This window comes from Hoeflea marina, assembly GCF_003182275.1.
In the GTDB taxonomy this organism is placed as follows: Bacteria; Pseudomonadota; Alphaproteobacteria; order Rhizobiales; family Rhizobiaceae; genus Hoeflea; species Hoeflea marina.
The window spans coordinates 1,025,781-1,044,416 of the sequence record NZ_QGTR01000001.1; the positions used below are offsets into that span (position 1 = coordinate 1,025,781).

Below are 18,636 nucleotides of genomic sequence, written 5' to 3' on the forward strand. Positions count from 1 at the left end.
GGCGACCCGACAAAGCAGGAAACACCCGATGACCGATACCAGTCCCTACGTCGTCTCCTTCGACTGGCTCGCCGAGCGGCTTGACGATGCGAAGCTCAGGATCGTCGATGCCTCCTGGTATCTGCCGGCGCAGAACCGCGATCCGGTGGCCGAATATCAGGCAGCGCGCATTCCCGGCGCCCTCTTCTTCGACCAGGATCGCATTGTCGAACCCGGCGCGTCGCTGCCGCACACGCTGCCCGGCGAGGCTCAGTTCGCCGCCGCCATGGGCGGCCTCGGCCTGTCCGACACAGACACCATCGTCGTCTATGACGGACCGGGCATGTTCACCGCGCCGCGGGTCTGGTGGATGCTGAAAAGCTTCGGGGCCCGCGATGTCCTTGTGCTCGACGGCGGCTTCGACCGCTGGAAGGCCGAGGGTCGCCCTGTCGAAACAGGCCTTCCCCGCACTCCGGAACCGGTGGATTTCGCCGCGACGCTCGACGCGGGCGCCGTCGCAAGCTTCGACGACATGATGGGCATCGTCACCAATGGCGGCAGCCAGATCGCCGACGCGCGCGGCCCCGGCCGCTTCACGGGCGTCGAGGCCGAACCCCGGGCCGGGATGCGGTCGGGCCACATGCCCGGCGCCCGCAACGTGCCGGTGATGAGCCTTTCCGCGGGAGGAAAGCTTAAATCGCTCAGCGAGTTGCGGGCGATCTTTGACTCAGCCGGCGTCGACCTTGGCCAGCCTGTGGTGACCACCTGCGGCTCCGGGGTGACGGCCGCCGTCATCACGCTCGCGCTCAGGTCGCTCGGCCACCAGGGCAGCCGGCTCTATGACGGATCCTGGAGCGAGTGGGGCGGGCGGGATGATACGCCCGTGGCCACTGGAGAGGCGTGAGATGGCCAAGCCGGAAAAGCCGAAGGCCGACAAGCCGCGCTCGATGCAGGCGACGGTGACGCATCTTGAAATGACCGCGCGGCTGCGCGTGGTGCCGGTGCTGCCGGTCAATCTGCATGCAACCCTGCTCAGGACCAGCCGGATTCCGCTGCATTTCTACCGGTATCTGCAATGGCGCGTCGGCCGCGAATTCCATTGGGTCTACCGCCTCCGGATGGCCGATGCCGATCTGGCCGGCATCATTCATGCGCCCGGCACGGGCATCTGGGTTCTCGGCATCGACGGCGCACCGGCGGGGTTCTTCGAGCTGGAGGGGCTGGGCGAAGCCCAGGTCAATCTCGCGTATTTCGGGCTCATGCCGCATGTGCGCGGTCGTGGCCTGGGTCCATGGATGCTGGGCCAGGCCATGGAAGCCGCCTGGCAGGGCGCGACCACCCGCGTCACGGTGTCGACCAACACGCTCGACCATTCAAGTGCGCTGCAGCTCTACCAGCGCATGGGCTTCTCGCCGGTGAGCCAGACCAAGGCGATCATCCGGCCTCTCTCCGATCCGGAAATCGTTGCCCTGATGAAGGCGGAGTGAGGATCGCGGGCGGGTGCGGCGGGAATCGGGTGGCGGCGACGTGCGCTTCGGTGCATCACGGCCGCACCATTCAGCTGGAGCATCCCTATGCGTCTCACCTTCATCCCCATGGACCAGAGCGCCGCCGCGCATTTCCGATCGGGCGGGGCCGACGCCTACGGCAATGCGCCGGAACGCTTTGTCTCCGATGGCGATGGTGTCCCTTGCCGGTGCTGCATGCGCATGATCGGCAGCGGTGAAGCCTATCTGTTACTCGCCTGGCGACCGTTTTCGACCCGCCACGCCTTTTCCGAGACGGGACCGGTCTTCGTTCACGCCGAGCCCTGTGAGTCCGGGACGCCTGCAGAAGGCACCCTGCCCGCCTTTCTCGAGAGAGCTGACTACATCCTGCGTGGCTACGACACCGATGAACGCATCGTCTACGGCAGCGGCGGGATCATTGCCCGGGACCATATCCTCGACCGCGCCGCCAGACTGCTGGCCGATCCCCGCATCGCCAGCGTCCATGTCCGCTCGTCGCGCAACAACTGCTATCATTGGAGGATCGTGCCGGAGACAGAAAACCCGCCCGCATGACATGATGCGGACGGGTCGGGGCGTGTGGACAGCCCACGGAGCCTGATGAATTGCTTGGCCTGGACCGTGCCCCTACGAAGTGAACGTCACTTCGTCGCGGGAAAAATGTTCCAGATCGAGAGCTTAATGCATGTCGCCCGAAAGTGTGCGGCAATTTCGGGACCACGACATGCAAAATCAAAGAGCTAAAGCACTTCCGCGATGCGCTGAAGACCGAAGCGCTTTACGCCACCTTGAGCGCCAGATCCGGTTCTGCCAATTCGAGTCCGAGCGCTTCGGCGACCGGACGACTGGTGATCCGGCCGCGGTGCACATTGAGGCCGGCGCGCAGGTGGCTGTTCTCGGCGATCGCCTTTAGGCCCTTGTCGGCCAGCATCAGCCCATAGACCAGGGTGGCGTTGTTGAGCGCGTGCGCCGAGGTGATCGGCACGGCACCGGGCATGTTGGCGACGCAGTAGTGGATGACGCCGTCGACCTCGAACGTCGGATCGGCGTGGGTGGTGGCATGCGAGGTCTCGAAGCAGCCGCCTTGGTCGATGGCGACGTCGACGATGACAGACCCCTTCTTCATGCCCGACAGCATCTCGCGGGTGACCAGCTTCGGCGCCGCAGCACCCGGGATCAGCACGGCGCCGATCACCAGGTCAGCGGAGAAGACTTCGTCCTCGAGCGCCTCGATGGTCGAGTAGCGGGTATGGATGCGGCCGTTGAAGATGTCGTCGAGCTGGCGCAGTCGCGGCAGAGAGCGGTCGAGAATGGTGACGTCGGCGCCAAGACCGACGGCCATCTTCGCCGCATGCAGGCCAACGACGCCGCCGCCGATGACGGTGACCTTGGCCGGCAGCACGCCCGGCACGCCGCCGAGCAGGATGCCTCGACCGCCATTGGCTTTCTGCAGCGAGGTGGCGCCGGCCTGGATGGCCAGACGCCCCGCAACTTCGGACATCGGCGCCAGCAGCGGCAGGCCGCCGCGATCGTCGGTGACGGTCTCGTAGGCGATTGCCGTGCAACCAGAGGCCAGCAGTCCGTGGGTCTGCTCGGGATCCGGGGCCAGATGCAGATAGGTGTAGAGCAGCTGGCCCTCGCGCAGCTGTGCCCATTCGGACGGCTGCGGCTCCTTGACCTTGACGATCATGTCGGCGCGGGCGAACACGTCCCTGGCGCTGGCGGCAATCTTCGCGCCCGCGGCCTGGTAGGCGGCATCATCGGCACCGATGCCCATGCCGGCCATCGTCTCGACGATGACTTCGTGGCCATGAGCCACATATTCGCGCACGGCGCCCGGCGTCAGACCGACGCGGTATTCGTGGTTCTTGATTTCCCTGGGGCAGCCGACACGCATCGTATTCTCCTCCGCTTGGGCCCGATTCCGGGATCCCGGTGTTTCAATGCAGCCGATGAGACCATGGCGGGAATGAAATGTCCTTGCGAAGTTGAATTGATCAGTCGAGCTGGATCGAATATTATTGCGCAAAATATCATTTTTTCGGGGAATGTTGCGCATGAGTGAACTTGACGGGCTGGATATCGCTATCTTGAAGGCGGTTCAGGCGGATGGCCGTATCTCCAACGCGGCGCTTGCCGAACGCATCGGGCTCTCGCAATCGGCCTCCTCCCGCCGGCTCGACATCCTGGAGAAAAGCGGCGTCATCCGCGGCTACCACGCACGACTGTCCCACAAGGCGCTCGACTACCGGATGATCGCCATCGTCCATATATCGCTGTCGGGCCAGTTCGCCAGAACGCTCACCGAGTTCGAGGCCGCCGTCAGGCTCTGCCCCAATGTGCTGGTCTGCTACCTGATGAGCGGCGAGTACGACTATATTCTCCGGGTCGCCGCCCGCGACCTCGAAGACTACGAACGCATCCACCGCGACTGGCTGTCCGCCCTGCCGCATGTGGTCAAGATCAACTCCAGCTTCGCGCTGCGCGAGATCATCGACCGGCCGAATGTCGGACTGGACTGATGCATCTCGCCCGAAAGTGTGCGGCGGTTTGGGGACCACGACATGCAAAATCAAAGAGCTGAAGCACATCGCGTGAATTCGAATTCACGCGATGTGCTTCAGGTGTCACCCCGGACCGGCAGGCCCAAGGTGCGGCCCCGGCAGCGTCCATGCGGCATGGCGGGACACCGCCGGCGGCGGCCGCTCAGAACTTGTACTTGAGCGTCAGCTGGCCCGAATGCGAGGACGGCCCGACCGAGAGCAGGCCGGCATCGAAGATGTCCTCGTCCTCATATCCGGCGTAGCGATATTCCAGGCCGGCGAACAGATGGTCGCTGAGGGCAATCTCCATGCCGGCACCCACCACATAGCCGTTGGCATCCCAGTCGTAGACCGAGCCGAAGCTCGTGGCGTCCACATTGAAATGGGCGAAGCTGTAGCCGGCAAGACCGTAGATCAGGGCCGACGGCGTGAGTTTGTAGCCCAGCCTGCCGACGACATCGAAGCCGTACTCTTCGTCCACCGAGGCGTCGAAACCGGGAAAGGTAAGGGATGTGGACACTCCGGAGAGCCGGCCGCGTGCCTCGATGCCGGCGACCATCCCATTGCCGAACTCATGGTCATAGCCGGCGCCGATCGTCCCGAACACGCCTTCGGCACCCAGGCCATTGAGGCTGCCGGCAATGAGCGGCGACGAAAGCTCGTGGACGAGACCCGCCGCACCGACGCTGCCCGACACGAAGAAGCCTGTCCAGGACGGGGTCGCGGCGACGAAGCCTGGCCCCGGCGCGGCCGCGTCTGCGCCAAACCGGTAGTTGAGACCGAGCAGCACCGTATGGGTGGAGGTCGGCAGTTCGATCGCCCCGCCGGTGCCGAAATCATGGCCTTCATACTGGCGATAGGCATACTCGATCTTCGCAGTTAGGCGGTTGTTGATAACCGTCTCGAGGCCGGCGCCGACCACGAAGCCGGCAGTCTCCCAGTCGTAGGAAAAGCCGGGCGCAGCCACATCGTAGCTCTGGTGCGAATATCCGCCCAGGACATATCCGAGCGTCGTCGGCGTCAGCAGCATGCCCGCACGCGCACCCAAATCATAGCCCGTGTCGAGGGTGGCATCGGCGCTGAAACCAAACCCGGACACGGTCGACTTGATGTCGCCGTAGCGCGCGTTTGCGAACACGCCGATGAGGAAGCGGTCGGTGACCATGTGGTCGTAACCCACCGCCACTTCGCCATACACCCCCTCGCCGCCGATGCCGTTGAGCGAGGCTGGGATGAAATTGAGATCGACCTCGTGGACCGCAGCGCCCGCTCCGACACCCGCCCCGATATAGAATCCGCTCCATTCAAAACCACGAGATCCCGTCTCCTGAATCATATCCGCGGCGCCTGCCGAGCCGTAAGACACCGACACCGCAACAATCGCGACTGCAAATCTGCGCATGTTACCCACCACCCTCTGATGCATTGAATTGCCCGGCGAAGCTATATTCGCGACTTTGCATCTGCAATACACTCAGCTGCATATTCAAATAAGTACAGCGCAGGAATCGGCAGATTCCCTGCATATTGTTGCATATATACATCTGAATCGAACTATATTAACAAACGAGGGCCTTCCAACGCCACACGATCCTTCACCAGGGATGACCCACACTTCGACATTGGGATTGCTTCGGAATTCAGCAGTCCCATCGAGGAAAGACATGGTCACTCATCAACTATATCCTAAAAAATAACTGGAAATTTTGAGATTTGTACCAGTGGGACCGATGATCGGCGGAGCGCTTGCGGTTCATCGCCATCAGAGCCAGCGCCTTCCCGGGCCCGCGAGGGCACTTGACGTCACGACCGGCGACGGGAAGAACCGGGAAACAGTCACCGGACCAGCCTGCCCCCACGGGCAGGCCGAGGCGGTTCCTGTCTGCACTATTTCTGAAGCTGAACTTTGAAATCGTAGGGTTGGACGGAGCGATTGCCGAACGACCGTTGCAGGTCGTTCCAGTAGTTGCGGTCGCGGCCAATGTCGAGCGCCACGGCGCCGCCCACTTGCGGCGGCAGGCTCTCGACATCGATTGTGGCCGAGTTGGTATCGGCTCCGGAGAAGACAATCGTGGCCGCGTCTTCGGGCAGGCTCAGCGTCGTCGCCGCCGAGGCATTGTCCAGTTGCTGCACGGCAAGCAGCTGCTGGTCCTTGCCCAGCACCTGGATGGAGCAGGCCTTGCAGCCGCCGCCGGCAGGTGGATTGACGATGAGCTCGAAATCCTTCGCCGTTGCTGCGTCGGGCTGCTGCGCATACGCGCGCGAGACCAAGGCGGGGAGATTGAGCCCGCCCGATACCCCGCCGGCGGGAGTGAGGTCCACGACGGTCTGACCGGACCCGCCCGCCGCCGCCGCGGCCATGATCAGAGCCGGCGCGCCGATGCCCAGCAGCATGGCCTTTGACAACACGCTTTCCTTGTAGATGAGCGCCACCGCCGAGCCGATCAAGAAGAACACGGCCATGGCTCCCAGACCGCACAACAGCGCAAACAGGACGTCATCGCCATCGCGCAACCATTTGGCGGCTTCTCCGCTTTGCAGGCTCCGGGCCTTGTCGACCAGACTCGGCGCGATGCCGCCGAACCCTCCCGCCATAGCCACAAAGACCTTGTCCATGATCGCTTCCCCTTTGCCAACGGACAGAGCGGACAGCAAGGGCGGAACCGGGAAGATCCGGGCGCCCACAGCCCGGGTGACACAATACTAAATCTTCACTCTCTCCGCAATTGTCATGTGACCGGAAGCAAGGGACCGTCTATTGCCCATATGCCGCGATGAACACTTGCTCGACTGTTCAGGTCAGCCGAAGATCGTCTTGCCCTGTTCATCGATGATCTGCCTGGCCTTGCGGATGGCTGCGGCCTCGACGTCGGGCTTGCTCGTGAACACATCGGCCCTGACGAACCTGTACTCCTTGCGGTCCTCGCCCTCGCCCGTGACGATGCGGCCCGCCAGCCGCCACTGGCCGCCCTCGGCGATCGGCTCGGCATGGATGGCGCAGTCCTTGTACAAGTCCGGTTCCGACGCCGGTGGCGGCGCGGACGGCCCGCCGGCCGCCCGGCCCGAGCCGCCGAACAATCCGCGAATGCTGTCGAAAATTCCGGCCATGCTGTTCTCCCGTATGGTTTGGTAGGCACCGCCCTGCCCGGCGCAGGCGCCGCGACGAGGCATTTCCGCCCTTGGCGGGGTCACGCCAGCCGCAACAATCTGTCACTGGACACGAGCGTCATGCTGGCATCATAGTCTGCATCTAGAGCCCTGCATCAGGGTCGTCCACCACAGATCATCCGCCCCGTCGTTTCCGGCCGATTATGCCAAACCTCAGGAGAGAGTCCATGACGGACATTGCTTCATTCCGCCTGCTGCAGCCCCTGTCCCGCCGCGCGCTACTCGGCAGTGCCGCCGCCGCCGGCGCGCTGATCGTGCTGCATCCATTCGCCGCCCGTGCCCAGGCCAACCAGGCGCATCTCAGGATCATGGAAACCACCGACATCCACGTCAATGTGATGCCCTACGACTATTATGCCGACAAGCCCAACGACACGATGGGGCTCGCCCGCACCGCTTCGATCATCGGCGCGATCCGGGCCGAGGCCGGCAATTCGATGCTCATCGACAACGGCGACCTGCTCCAGGGCAACCCGATGGGCGACTACATGGCCTATGAGAAGGGGATGAAGGAAGGTGACCTGCATCCGGTGATGAAGGCGATGAACCTGCTCGGCTACGACGCCGGCACGCTCGGCAACCACGAATTCAACTACGGCCTCGACTTCATGTTCAATGTCATGCAGGGCGCCAATTATCCGGTTGTCTGCGCCAACCTTACCAGGGGCCAGTTGGCCTCAGACCCGAAGAACGACGACCTGTTCTTCAAACCCTTCATCATCATCGAGAAGACGATCCGGGACGGGACCGGCGCCGAAAGCCCGGTGAAAGTGGGCTTCATCGGTTTCGTGCCGCCGCCCATCATGGTCTGGGACGCGAAGAACCTCGAGGGCAAGGCGATGACGCGGGACATCGTCGAGGCGGCGCGCGCCTGGATCCCGGCGATGAAGGAAGCCGGTGCCGACATCGTCATCGCCCTCTCCCATTCCGGCATCGACGCGGCCGCGCATACCGACCGCATGGAGAACGCCTCGCTGCATCTCGCCGGCGTCGACGGCATCGACGCGATCTTCACCGGCCACCAGCACCTCGTCTTTCCGGGTCCGAAGACCTGGGACGGCATGGCCGGCGTCGACCCGGTCAGGGGCACGCTGATGGGCAAGCCGGCGGTGATGGGCGGCTTCTGGGGCTCGCATATGGGCCTCATCGACCTGCTGCTGGAAAAGGACGGCAAGTCTTGGAAGATCGCCGATTTCACCACCGAGGCGCGGCCGATCTACCACCGCAACGAGGATCGGAAGATCGTGGCCGATGTGGCCAGCGACACACGGGTCGAGGACTCGGTCAAGGCGGAGCACGAGGCGACGCTGGCCTATGTCCGCACCCCCGTGGGCAAGACCTCGGCGCCGCTCTATTCCTATTTCGCGCTGGTCGCCGACGACCCCTCGGTGCAGATCGTCTCCAATGCCCAGACCTGGTACATCCGGGAGATGCTCAGGGAGACCGAATACAGGGATTATCCCATCCTGTCGGCCGCGGCGCCGTTCAAGGCAGGCGGCCGCGGCGGCGCGGACTACTACACCGACGTTGCCGCCGGCGCCATCGCCATCAAGAACGTCGCCGATCTCTATCTCTACCCCAACACCGTTCAGGCCGTGCTGGTCACCGGCGCCGAGGTCAAGGACTGGCTGGAGATGTCGGCCGGCATGTTCAACCAGGTCGAACCGGGCGCGAGTGACGCCGCATTGCTCAACGCCGATTTCCCGTCCTACAATTACGATGTCATCGACGGCGTCACCTACCGGATCGACCTGTCGCAGCCGGCGATGTTCGACAAGGAGGGACAGCGGGTGTCCGACGGCGAAGGCCGCATCATCGACCTGATGTTCGACGGCAAGCCGATCGACCCGGAGCAGAGATTCGTCGTCGCCACCAACAACTACCGCGCCGGCGGGGGCGGCAAGTTCCCCGGGATTGCCGGCGACAAGGTGATTTTCGCCGCGCCCGACACTAACCGCGACGTCATCGTTCGCTACATCATCGATCAGGGCACGATCAACCCCTCTGCCGACGGCAACTGGTCGTTCGCCCCGCTCAAGGATACCAGTGTGGTGTTTTCCAGCGGACCGAAGGGGAGACAGTATGTCGGCGACATCAAGGGCGTGGCGATCGAGCCCGCAGGCGACGGCGCTGACGGCTTCGCGCTCTACCGCGTCAAGCTCTGAGAAGGCGCCCCCCAGGATCGGCCGCCTGCGGCCGGTTCCGGGAGATCCGCGCATCTCGGACAGCCACGGCCGCCCGTCAACGAACTGCTAATCTTTCCGTGCAACTCTGGCATTTGGGTGTTCCGCTACCAGGAGGTTGCGACATGGGATTTATCTCTCGCAGGTCGAACCGGGTCAGAACGCGCATCCGCGCGACCATCGAATGCAACGGCGTCAAGACGCGCGGATCCGTGCTCGACCTCTCCGAGGACGGCATGTGCGTCTACATATCCGACAGCGTTCGCGCCCATGTGGGCCACGAGATCAATGTGCTGACCGAGGAAATGGGCATGCTCAGCGGCATCGCCCAGTGGACGATCTTCCCGCGCATCGGCGTCAGGCTCAATCTGTCGTCGAACTCCCGCGCCAAGATCGAATCCTTCTACAAGAACTGCGCCGCCACCCATATCCGCGGCTGAGCCGCACCGGACCGGCCATACCCGAGAATTAGCACTAACCCCCGGCACTGCCGCCCGCTATTGTCGCTCCGACGGACGATCGGGCGGCGGGGGAGCACCATGGGTCGAACACGCAGGAGGGTGCGAACCGTGCTGGCCGTCGTGGCGCTTTCAGTTGCGGGCCTTGCCGTGCTGTTCGCGGTGGGGCCACGCGTCCCGATGGACCCGGTGGTGACGTTCCGGGACGATACCCTGCCCGCCGACATGAACGCCTGGGTCGCCCAGCAGGAATCCGGCTATCCCGACATCCGCCCCGGCAACGCCAAGCAGATCGTCTGGGCCGACCCGGCCACCCGCGCAAGGACGCCGTTGGCGATCGTCTATGTGCACGGCTTCTCCGCCGGTCCCGGCGAAATCCGGCCATTGCCAGACCTGGTTGCCGACGCTCTCGGCGCCAACCTGTTCCTGACCCGGCTGACCGGCCACGGCCGCACCGGCCCAGCGATGCTCGAGGGCTCGGTCAGGGCCTGGGCCGACGACATGGCCGAGGCGCTCGCGATCGGCCGCCGCCTCGGCGATCGCGTCGTCATCATCGCCACCTCCACCGGCGCCACTCTCGCCACCTGGGCGGCAACACAGCCAGAACTGATGCACGATGTCGCCGGGCTGGTGCAGATATCCCCCAATTACGGAGTCAGGGCAGCCGGATCGCAACTCCTGACCCTGCCCTGGGCCAATTGGCTGGTCCCATTGCTTGCAGGCCCGACCCGGTCTTTTCCGACCGAAACCGCCCTGCACGCGCAGCACTGGACCAGCACCTATCCGACGCTGGCGTTGTTGCCGATGGGCGCCTTGCTCAAGCTCACCGAAGCAGTCGATCCCGGCGAAATCACCGTGCCGTCGCTGTTCGTGTTCTCGCCCCACGATCAGATCGTCCAGCCGGATCTCACCCGCAGGATCGCCGCCCGTTGGGGCGCACCACACCAGATCATCGAGGTGGAGACATCCGGCGACCGCAACAATCACGTCATCGCAGGCGACGCGCTGTCGCCAGAGACCACCCATTCACTCTCCAACCAGATCATCGCCTGGATCCGCAGGCTCTGAGCCGCGCGGACATGCGCAGGCCGCAGCCGGACGCGGTGCGCGCGGCTAGATCAGCAGATTGGCGATGATCTCGTTGTCGGTGATGTCCTGGTAGCGCATCCCCGCGGCGTCGAAGCGCGCCATCAGCGTGGCGAAATTCTCCGGCTTCCGGCTTTCGATGCCGATGAGGATGGAGCCGAAATTCCGCGCCGACTTCTTGAGATACTCGAAGCGGGCGATGTCGTCCTCGGGGCCGAGAAGGTCGAGGAAATCCTTGAGCGCGCCGGGCCGCTGCGCCAGCCGCAGCACGAAGTACTTCTTCAGCCCGGCGTGGCGCATGGCGCGTTCCTTGACGTCGGGCAGCCTCTCGAAATCGAAGTTTCCGCCCGACACCACTGCGACGATGGTCTTGCCGGCGATGTCGGCCGGGTCGATCGCGGCGAGCGCGGCCAGCGACAGCGCACCCGCCGGCTCGAGCACGATCCCCTCGGTGTTGAGCATTTCCGTCATCGTCACACAGAGCGCGTTCTCGTTGAGCAGCATCACCTGCGAGGGAGAAAAGCGGCTGAGCACCTCGAAATTGAGCGCGCCCACCTCGGCGACAGCGGCGCCGTCGACGAAATTGTCGACCTGGGCGAGCCTGATGCGGCGGCCGGCCTCGAGGCTCTGCTTCAGGCTGGGCGCGCCCGCAGGCTCGATCAGCCGGAACCGCTCCGGAGCCACGATTTCCTCCAGGTAGAGCGCCAGCCCGGCCGACAGGCCGCCGCCGCCCACCGGCAGCAGCATGAGGTCCGGCGCCTCGCCCTCCGGCAGCTGCGCCAGCAGCTCCGCGCCGACGGTCGCCTGACCCTCGATGATGTCCTCATGGTCGAACGGTGGCGCCATCAGCGCGCCGTGGGCGGCGGCGTAGTCGCGCGCGGCCGAATAGCAGGTGTCGAAGATGTCGCCGATGAGCCTGATCTCGATGAAATCGCCGCCGAAGACCCGCGTCTTGTCGATCTTCTGCTGCGGCGTCGTGACCGGCATGAAGACGACGCCCCTGCGGCCGAAATGGCGGCAGACATAGGCGAAACCCTGCGCGTGGTTGCCGGCCGACGCGCAGACGAACAGCGCCGGCCCGCCGTCGCGCAGAATCGCCTTGCGGATGAGATTGAAGGCGCCGCGGATCTTGTAGGAGCGCACCGGCGACAGGTCCTCGCGCTTGAGCCAGACCCGTGCATGGTAGCGCTCGGAGAGGTGGTCGTTGAGCTGCAGCGGGGTTTCGGCAAACAAGCCGCGCATGGATTTGAGCGCCTCGTCGACGGCTGTGCGAAACGTGGATGGCGATTGAGTTTTGGTCATCGACGGTCTATTGCATGGCCCTCTACCGGTTGCCAACTGCAATTGCTGACCCGGTTCGGCGTTTCAAGGGGAATGGCGTGAACGGCCAGACATTACGGTCAGCGATCTTCATCGCAGCCATTTGCGGACTCTACCTTGCGACGGCGATGCTGATTCCGGCCATGGTCGACCTGTATTACGGCAGCGCCGACTGGCAGGTCTTCGCGCTGTCGGCCTTCTTCATCGGCGGCGTCAGTCTCGCCGCCGCCATGGCCACCCGCGGCCATCCGGCGCAGTTCTCCAAGCGGCTCGGCTTTCTGGTCGTCAATCTGCTCTGGCTGACCCTGTCGGTCGCCGGCGCCGTGCCGCTCTACCTGTCCTCGCTCGACCTCAACATGGCCGACGCGCTGTTCGAATCGGTCTCCGCCGTCACCACCACCGGCTCGACGGTGATTGCCGGCCTCGACAGCGCGCCGCCCGGCATCCTGATGTGGCGCTCGCTGCTGCAGTGGATGGGCGGCATCGGCATCGTCGCGCTCGGCCTTCTGGTGCTGCCCTTTCTCAGGGTCGGCGGGTTCTCCTATTTCAAGATGGAATCCTCCGACACCGCCGAAAAGCCGTTCGCCCGCTTCGCCGTGTTCGTGCGCGCCTTCGTCGCCATCTATATCGGCCTGACCGCGCTGTGCGCGGTGTGCTACGGCGCCTTCGGCATGGGCATCTTCGATGCGGTCAACCACGCCATGACGACGCTCGCCACCGGCGGCTTCTCGACCCGCGACGCCTCCTTCGGCGCCTTCAATTCGGTGCCGCTCCTGTGGACGGGCACCATTTTCATGACGATTGCCGGCCTGCCCTTCTCGGTGCTGATCCTGTTTGTCGCCCGCGGCCGCTACGACGCGCTCAAGGACCCGCAGATCATCGCCTACGGACTGATCATTCTTGTCGCGGCCCTGGCGGTCGCCGTCAGCCTGCGGCTCGGCACCGGCGAGAGCTTCGGCATGGCGCTGACCCACGCCGCCTTCAATGTCTCCTCGCTGGTCACCACCACCGGATATGCCAGCTCCGACTACACGCTCTGGGGCCCGCTGGTCATCATGATCGCCTTCTTCCTCACCTTCATCGGCGGCTGCTCGGGATCGACGGCCGGCGGCATGAAGGCCTACCGGCTTGTGATCATCGCCAACACGGTGCGCGCGGGCATCCGGCGGCTGATCTATCCCAACGGCATCCACAACGTCCGCTACGGCACCATGACGGTCGACGCCGACATGCAGCGCTCGGTGTTCCTGTTCGTGCTCGCCTATCTGTTCATCTGGGCGGCGGGCGCGATGGCGCTGGCTGCCACCGGGCTGGACATCGAGACGGCGCTCTCCGGCTCGATCACGGCGCTGGCCAATGTCGGCCCCGGCATCGGACCCATCATCGGACCGGCCGGCAATTTCTCCAGCCTCGGAGATCCCGCCAAGCTCATTCTCGCCTTGCTGATGCTGCTCGGACGTCTCGAGATCATGGTGGTGCTGGTGCTGTTCACGCCACTGTTCTGGCGCGACTGAGCCTCATTGACGTCCATGATCGGTCTTGAGGGACGGCGCCGGGCACCGCGCCGCAAGCCGTGGCGTTAGGCAAGGTTTAACCATGTTCGGAGATCATGCGTCGAGGGAGATGTCCGCCGATGCATGCCCACAGACTTGACACCCGCGCCGATGACCCGAGCGGCGGCCTCGCGCCGGACGATGCCATCGCGTCCGCCGGTCAGGAGGACGGCGCCCGCCTTGCCGAGGCGATGAACCTGATCGGCGCCCGCGTCGGCGAACTCTCGGTCAACATCGCCGACACCTCGGGCATGATCGGCGACGTCTCCGGCACGCTCAGCCGCCAGGCCGACGAATTCCATCAGCTGACCGGCGAGATCGGCAAGATATCGGACTCCAACCGCACGGTCGCCGAGGCCTCGCGCAGCGCGGTGGAGTCGGCCCGCTCCACCCACAGCGGGCTCAGGCAGACCACCGAGAGCGTCAACGGCATTCTCGTCGGCGCGGTGGCAGACATCAAGTCGATGGCCGCCAACGCCACCGAGGTCACCCGCGTGCTCGACGAGGTGTCCGGCCAGATCCGCGAGATCCACTCCTTCTCCGAGGCGATCCGCGGGATTTCCACCCAGACCCAGATGCTCGCCGTCAATGCCGGCATCATGGCCGCGCATGCGGGCGAGGCCGGCCGGGGATTTGCCGTGGTCGCCGACGCGGTCAAGCAGCTGGCCGACAGGACCGGGACCGTCTCGCGCGACATGGTCGCCCGGCTCGAAGCGTTGCGCGGCATTGTCGACAAGCTGCAGGCGCGGAATGCCGACAACGAGGAAGTCGCCACCGCCGCCTGGCGGCGCTCGACCGAAATCGACGGGGAACTGCAGAAATTCACGGTCTTCGGCCAGACCGTCGCCGGCATGATCACCGAGATCGAGCGCATCTCCGACCCGGTCGACCGGACCACCCGGGTCTGCGCCGTGGTGCTCGACAAGGTCTCAAGCCTCGACGGGCAGATGCATGCCTCCTCCGCGATGCTGTCGCAGGCGAGCGTCAAGATTGACCGTCTGGTCTCCTTCTCCGAGGATGTCATCGGCCATGTCGCCGCATCCGGCATCGAGACCGAGGACACGCCGCTGATCCGCCGCTGCATCGAGGCCGCGGCCGAGGTGGGCGCGCTGTTCGAGGCCGAACTGACGTCGGGCCGCTTGTCGATGGCCGACCTGTTCGACGAGCGCTATGTTCCCGTCCCCGGCACCGATCCGCTCCAGCACATGACCCGCTTCGTCGCCCACACCGACCGGCTGCTGCCGCCGATCCAGGAGGCGATGCTGGATTTCGACCGCCGCGTCACCTTCTGCGCCGCCGTCGACCGCAACGGCTTCCTGCCCACCCACAACCACATCTATTCGCAGCCGCAGGGACCCGATCCGGTCTGGAACGCCGGCAACTGCCGCAACCGCCGCATCTTCAAAGACCGCACCGGCCTGTCCGCCGGCCGCTCGACCAAGCCGTTCCTGCTGCAGACCTACCGCCGCGACATGGGCGGCGGCAATTTCGCGCTGATGAAGGACCTCTCCGCCCCCATCCACGTTCAGGGCCGCCATTGGGGCGGGCTGCGGATCGGGTTCAGGATCTCGGCGTAGGGGAATCTGCTGTCTTCTCAATCGCAGTCTGATCATTGAGCAGCAAGGATTGTTCTGCTAGCAGGGAGTTCACGCGGACGTGGTGGAATCGGTAGACACAAGGGACTTAGACGCAAATTGAGTGCACCGGGGGAAACCCCGGCTGTAGAACTGCTCAAATTCGGGGAAACCTGTCAGATGGCAATCCCGAGCCAAGCCGGAATGATCAAACATTCCGGAAGGTGTAGAGACTAAACGGGCAGCACCTAAGGCAGTTGCAATGGTGAAGAGATAGTCCAGACCACAAACACCCTCCCGCAATGAGGGCGGCGGCGAAAGCCGTAGCTGGTAAGAAAATCCCTCGGCTTACGCTATGCGGGTTCGAGTCCCGCCGTCCGCACCAAGAGACTTCGGGGTCTGCCAAGCCATCTGCCGGTTTATTCAAAGATCCGCGAGACCGGTGCTAGGTCCTCGAATATCCATTTCAGGTCGGCCTGTTTTGCCAACTGTTCGCCCTGAACGCCGGTTGCCACACCACACGGCGTTTCCGTACCGTTACCGCGGTGCCACTTAGACGGCAGTTTGCAACACCCGGATACCTTTGGGTACTTAAAACTCATATAACTCCGCCTTGAGAAACATCGCAATGTCGAAATAAGTTCATGTTTTCGAGGTGGCTGCCCGACGCTTCTTAATGCGCGTTGGAGAGTTCTGAGGGGTAGTCAGCCCCCTTCGACGGTTCGCGCTTAGTCGCGCACCATCTTCGCTTCTCAGTGTTGCAATCACTTCAATGAGCTCGGGCGACAGAGCCGCCTTGCTTCCAAAATACACCTGATAAAACTCCTCAAGTGCATCACATACCGTCGATGATACAGAAACATGCTCTCCATTTGCAGATATCAGCAATGCAAAAATCCGCATGTCGCCAAAGGTTTGCCAGACCTCATCGAGCCAGAATTCACCTTTCCAAGCGTAACCCAGGTTTACCGAACACAGCGATGTTTCCAACTCGCTATCGTCTTCGATGAAGGTTTCGTCGTCGGTGCAGAAGACAACTTGCCTGACTTGATCGGGACAGCCAGCAACGCCAATTTCCAGCTTTGCGACCCCATGCTTGTTCAGCTTGAAATCGTGGCTCTCGAAATGGGCAACAATCCTGGTAGGCTCGTGTAGCACTGCGTCATCTTCGATGCCGTTCTCAGGGAACAAAATTGTCTCCACCTTCGAGCCTCCGGCAGAGCTCAGGACTTCGACAGTAGACCGCGATGATTCAAAGGCCGAACGGAGAGTTCTTCCTTGACCGATTGCCCGATAGAACGCGATCGCGCCCTTTCGCGCTGCGAAATTTGTGATGGGCGCTGTTGTGCCGATGGCGTACCGAACCGTATCGCAAATTCCTTTCGCGATATCCGCCGAGTCACAAGCATTGAGGTAGACAAGTTTCGGCGGCGCAGGTGCAAGCAGAGTGTTCAGCGCAGAGGCGGGCAAACCGATGTTCTGCCTGCTAGAACTCGTAATCGTGAGCTGCTCTTTGTCTCCGTGAGCCGAGATGTGGACAATATCCGGCCGATAGTTCCATATGTGCGTTTCCAGTTCCTCATACGGCAATGCCGGCAAAAACAAGAAATCCATGCGACGGCCACGACCGTAAATGGCGGCGCTCTGCAGTTCGGTGATCTCGTTCTCCGCCAGTAAGGTAGCGTTTGCCTGAGGATTGGAGGCGACGTAGAGGATTTTCATGCATTTACTCCCAATGCGGATCGAACTCCTGCACTGACCGCCGGATGAGAAAGATACTGGCTAATGTGATGGCGATTGCTTGACGAATTGATGATCGGGCTGTCCACGATCGGAGTGCGAAATTTGGCGAATGCGGTGGACTGAAGGGGATTGAGCGACACGATGTCATTTGGATCGTAGAAATTGCTCCAGGCTCCCAATACGCGGGGCCGGTTGAAGGGGCGCTTCAGGCGATTTGCGATTGCTCTGATTCCAAGGGGCGAGCCGAGCGTAAAGAGTGCTGTGATATTTCGTTTTCGTCTGCGGAGAATATTGTACGCAATCACGGTCCCCAGTGAGTGTGCGATCACCACGGTCGGTTCCTTCGTGATCTCTGCTTCCACACGCTGGTCGACTTGCGACTGAACATCAGGATCGGCGATGTAGATATAGACGTCCCGCAAAAACAATCTGATCGATGCCTCGGATACGATGGGGAGGCGTTGATCAATGAGACGCGTAGTGGCAACCACCCAAGGCCAGTTCTGAGCGCCCCGTTTCAACATCTCCTCGAGCGTATCGCTTTCCCGGTTGTCCCCAAGGTTCCCTCTCAGCGCCAAATCCGGATCGGCCGAGACATCCAAACCCGTTCTTGTTTGCACAATTTCCATTACGGCCTCGGTTATGAAGCTCGCATAGTCATCCGCCATTGGACCTCGAAGAATCGTGTCCTCGCTGCGCATTAGTTCTTCAGGGTTGTTGGTCAGCGCGAAGAGGTGATCTCCATAATATGGAACATCAGGCTTAACCCAAACTTCGTTGTAAGTCTGAAGCCTCAGTCCTTGATTTAGAGCCGAGGTCCACTCGCGAGAAATCTCTTCTGCCGAACGCCCTTGCTGGGCGCGCCCGTGAATGTATAAAAGCTTCATGCGCGCCTCTTAGATTTTACCAGTTGGAGCGTATTAAGTATTCATAGAATTACGCGGCATTCCAGTAAAAAGATTGGAAAATCAGTAATTGCTTTGAACATAGCTTGCGAGTACTTCGCTACTCCAGAAGCCCTTGGCATCCTTTGACCGGAGGCCGAGAGGACGGTTGCGCTTCCGTTTTGCCGGTTCGCTGGCCGGATTGTCTGCCGAATCTAACGCGCAGAATCATACGCTTAGATGCCAAAGCAAACTTGCAGGCCGCTAATCTGGCCGGTCGGCATCTTGCGTACCCGGTACCCGGTGAGCATTCCGCCGCGCATGCTCCAAAATGGCCTTTTTCGATTTCGCCTTCCGCTTCACATTCACCGCCTCAGCACTGATGCTGGTCGCAATGTGTGACGCGTAATATTTCTCGATCATCTCGACGCTGGTGCGGCAGTTCTTGGCAATCTGGTAGATGTCGGCCCCTCCCATCAGCCGCATGCTGATGTAGGTGTGCCGCAGGCTGTACGCCGTGCGCCGGCTGTTCTCCCGGTCAAATTTCGGCTGGACACCTCGATTTACCCGTCCTTTGCTGCCTGAATGGTGGCATTGAGCACCCCTGCGCGCCGAGCGTTGCGTTCAGACGTTGAGT

The 18,636-nt window shown here is 62.9% G+C and carries 17 protein-coding genes; 9 read left to right on the forward strand and 8 right to left on the reverse strand.

Annotated elements, in window-relative coordinates:
• Positions 1-28 precede the first annotated feature (28 nt).
• The 3 genes from sseA to DFR52_RS04600 all read left to right on the forward strand — a co-directional run bounded on the left by sseA (position 29) and on the right by DFR52_RS04600 (position 2,042).
• Positions 29-883 carry a 3-mercaptopyruvate sulfurtransferase gene (gene sseA / locus DFR52_RS04590; protein WP_110030688.1) on the forward strand — a complete coding sequence of 285 codons (855 nt, stop codon included), beginning with the start codon at positions 29-31 and terminating at the stop codon, positions 881-883.
• Between the two features lies 1 nt (position 884).
• A complete protein-coding gene (locus DFR52_RS04595; protein WP_110030689.1) occupies positions 885-1,466 on the forward strand; it encodes a GNAT family N-acetyltransferase in 582 nt (193 codons plus the stop codon).
• Between the two features lie 87 nt (positions 1,467-1,553).
• Entirely contained in the window at positions 1,554-2,042 is a 489-nt protein-coding gene (locus DFR52_RS04600; protein ID WP_110030690.1) for a DUF1203 domain-containing protein, read from the forward strand.
• A gap of 223 nt (positions 2,043-2,265) precedes the next feature.
• Here DFR52_RS04600 and ald read toward each other — a convergent pair whose 3' ends face one another.
• A complete protein-coding gene (gene ald, locus DFR52_RS04605; RefSeq protein WP_110030691.1) occupies positions 2,266-3,384 on the reverse strand; it encodes an alanine dehydrogenase in 1,119 nt (372 codons plus the stop codon).
• 160 nt (positions 3,385-3,544) lie between these two features.
• Between ald and DFR52_RS04610 the strand changes: the two genes are divergently transcribed.
• Positions 3,545-4,009 carry an Lrp/AsnC family transcriptional regulator gene (locus DFR52_RS04610; protein ID WP_110030692.1) on the forward strand — a complete coding sequence of 155 codons (465 nt, stop codon included), beginning with the start codon at positions 3,545-3,547 and terminating at the stop codon, positions 4,007-4,009.
• A gap of 184 nt (positions 4,010-4,193) precedes the next feature.
• On the opposite strand, the gene DFR52_RS04615 is transcribed toward DFR52_RS04610, so the two are convergent.
• The 3 genes from DFR52_RS04615 to DFR52_RS04625 all read right to left on the reverse strand — a co-directional run bounded on the left by DFR52_RS04615 (position 4,194) and on the right by DFR52_RS04625 (position 7,138).
• The gene (locus tag DFR52_RS04615; protein WP_110030693.1) at positions 4,194-5,456 is read right to left on the reverse strand and encodes an outer membrane beta-barrel protein; all 1,263 of its coding nucleotides are present in this window, start codon (positions 5,454-5,456) and stop codon (positions 4,194-4,196) included.
• A gap of 461 nt (positions 5,457-5,917) precedes the next feature.
• On the reverse strand, positions 5,918-6,685 hold the full coding sequence (locus DFR52_RS04620) for a hypothetical protein (protein WP_146215536.1): 768 nt from the start codon (positions 6,683-6,685) through the stop codon (positions 5,918-5,920).
• A 144-nt stretch (positions 6,686-6,829) separates the two neighbouring features.
• Positions 6,830-7,138 (reverse strand): HlyU family transcriptional regulator, encoded by a 309-nt coding sequence (locus DFR52_RS04625; RefSeq protein WP_110030695.1) that lies wholly within the window; start codon positions 7,136-7,138, stop codon positions 6,830-6,832.
• 227 nt (positions 7,139-7,365) lie between these two features.
• Between DFR52_RS04625 and DFR52_RS04630 the strand changes: the two genes are divergently transcribed.
• The 3 genes from DFR52_RS04630 to DFR52_RS04640 all read left to right on the forward strand — a co-directional run bounded on the left by DFR52_RS04630 (position 7,366) and on the right by DFR52_RS04640 (position 10,907).
• Positions 7,366-9,363: a bifunctional 2',3'-cyclic-nucleotide 2'-phosphodiesterase/3'-nucleotidase gene (locus DFR52_RS04630; RefSeq protein WP_425351132.1), complete on the forward strand. Its 1,998-nt coding sequence runs from the start codon at positions 7,366-7,368 to the stop codon at positions 9,361-9,363.
• 143 nt (positions 9,364-9,506) lie between these two features.
• A complete protein-coding gene (locus tag DFR52_RS04635; RefSeq protein ID WP_110030696.1) occupies positions 9,507-9,821 on the forward strand; it encodes a PilZ domain-containing protein in 315 nt (104 codons plus the stop codon).
• A gap of 99 nt (positions 9,822-9,920) precedes the next feature.
• Positions 9,921-10,907 carry an alpha/beta hydrolase gene (locus DFR52_RS04640; protein ID WP_110030697.1) on the forward strand — a complete coding sequence of 329 codons (987 nt, stop codon included), beginning with the start codon at positions 9,921-9,923 and terminating at the stop codon, positions 10,905-10,907.
• Between the two features lie 45 nt (positions 10,908-10,952).
• On the opposite strand, the gene ilvA is transcribed toward DFR52_RS04640, so the two are convergent.
• On the reverse strand, positions 10,953-12,227 hold the full coding sequence (gene ilvA, locus DFR52_RS04645) for a threonine ammonia-lyase (protein WP_110030698.1): 1,275 nt from the start codon (positions 12,225-12,227) through the stop codon (positions 10,953-10,955).
• 77 nt (positions 12,228-12,304) lie between these two features.
• On the opposite strand from ilvA, the gene DFR52_RS04650 reads away from it, so the two are divergent.
• Both DFR52_RS04650 and DFR52_RS04655 read left to right on the forward strand, forming a co-directional pair.
• Positions 12,305-13,759 carry a TrkH family potassium uptake protein gene (locus DFR52_RS04650; protein ID WP_110030699.1) on the forward strand — a complete coding sequence of 485 codons (1,455 nt, stop codon included), beginning with the start codon at positions 12,305-12,307 and terminating at the stop codon, positions 13,757-13,759.
• Positions 13,760-13,878: 119 nt separating this feature from the next.
• Complete coding sequence (locus DFR52_RS04655) at positions 13,879-15,375, forward strand: methyl-accepting chemotaxis protein (protein ID WP_110030700.1); 1,497 nt, start codon at positions 13,879-13,881, stop codon at positions 15,373-15,375.
• Positions 15,376-16,014: 639 nt separating this feature from the next.
• On the opposite strand, the gene DFR52_RS04660 is transcribed toward DFR52_RS04655, so the two are convergent.
• From DFR52_RS04660 to DFR52_RS24670, 3 genes are all read right to left on the reverse strand, one after another.
• Complete coding sequence (locus DFR52_RS04660) at positions 16,015-17,094, reverse strand: CHAT domain-containing protein (RefSeq protein WP_110030701.1); 1,080 nt, start codon at positions 17,092-17,094, stop codon at positions 16,015-16,017.
• Positions 17,091-18,002 (reverse strand): lysophospholipase, encoded by a 912-nt coding sequence (locus tag DFR52_RS04665; RefSeq protein ID WP_146215537.1) that lies wholly within the window; start codon positions 18,000-18,002, stop codon positions 17,091-17,093. The genes DFR52_RS04660 and DFR52_RS04665 overlap by 4 nt, the downstream gene beginning before the upstream one ends.
• Positions 18,003-18,263: 261 nt before the next feature.
• Positions 18,264-18,485, reverse strand: a complete 222-nt coding sequence (locus tag DFR52_RS24670) for a hypothetical protein (RefSeq protein ID WP_210205762.1) — start codon at positions 18,483-18,485, stop codon at positions 18,264-18,266.
• Between the last annotated feature and the right edge of the window lie 151 nt (positions 18,486-18,636).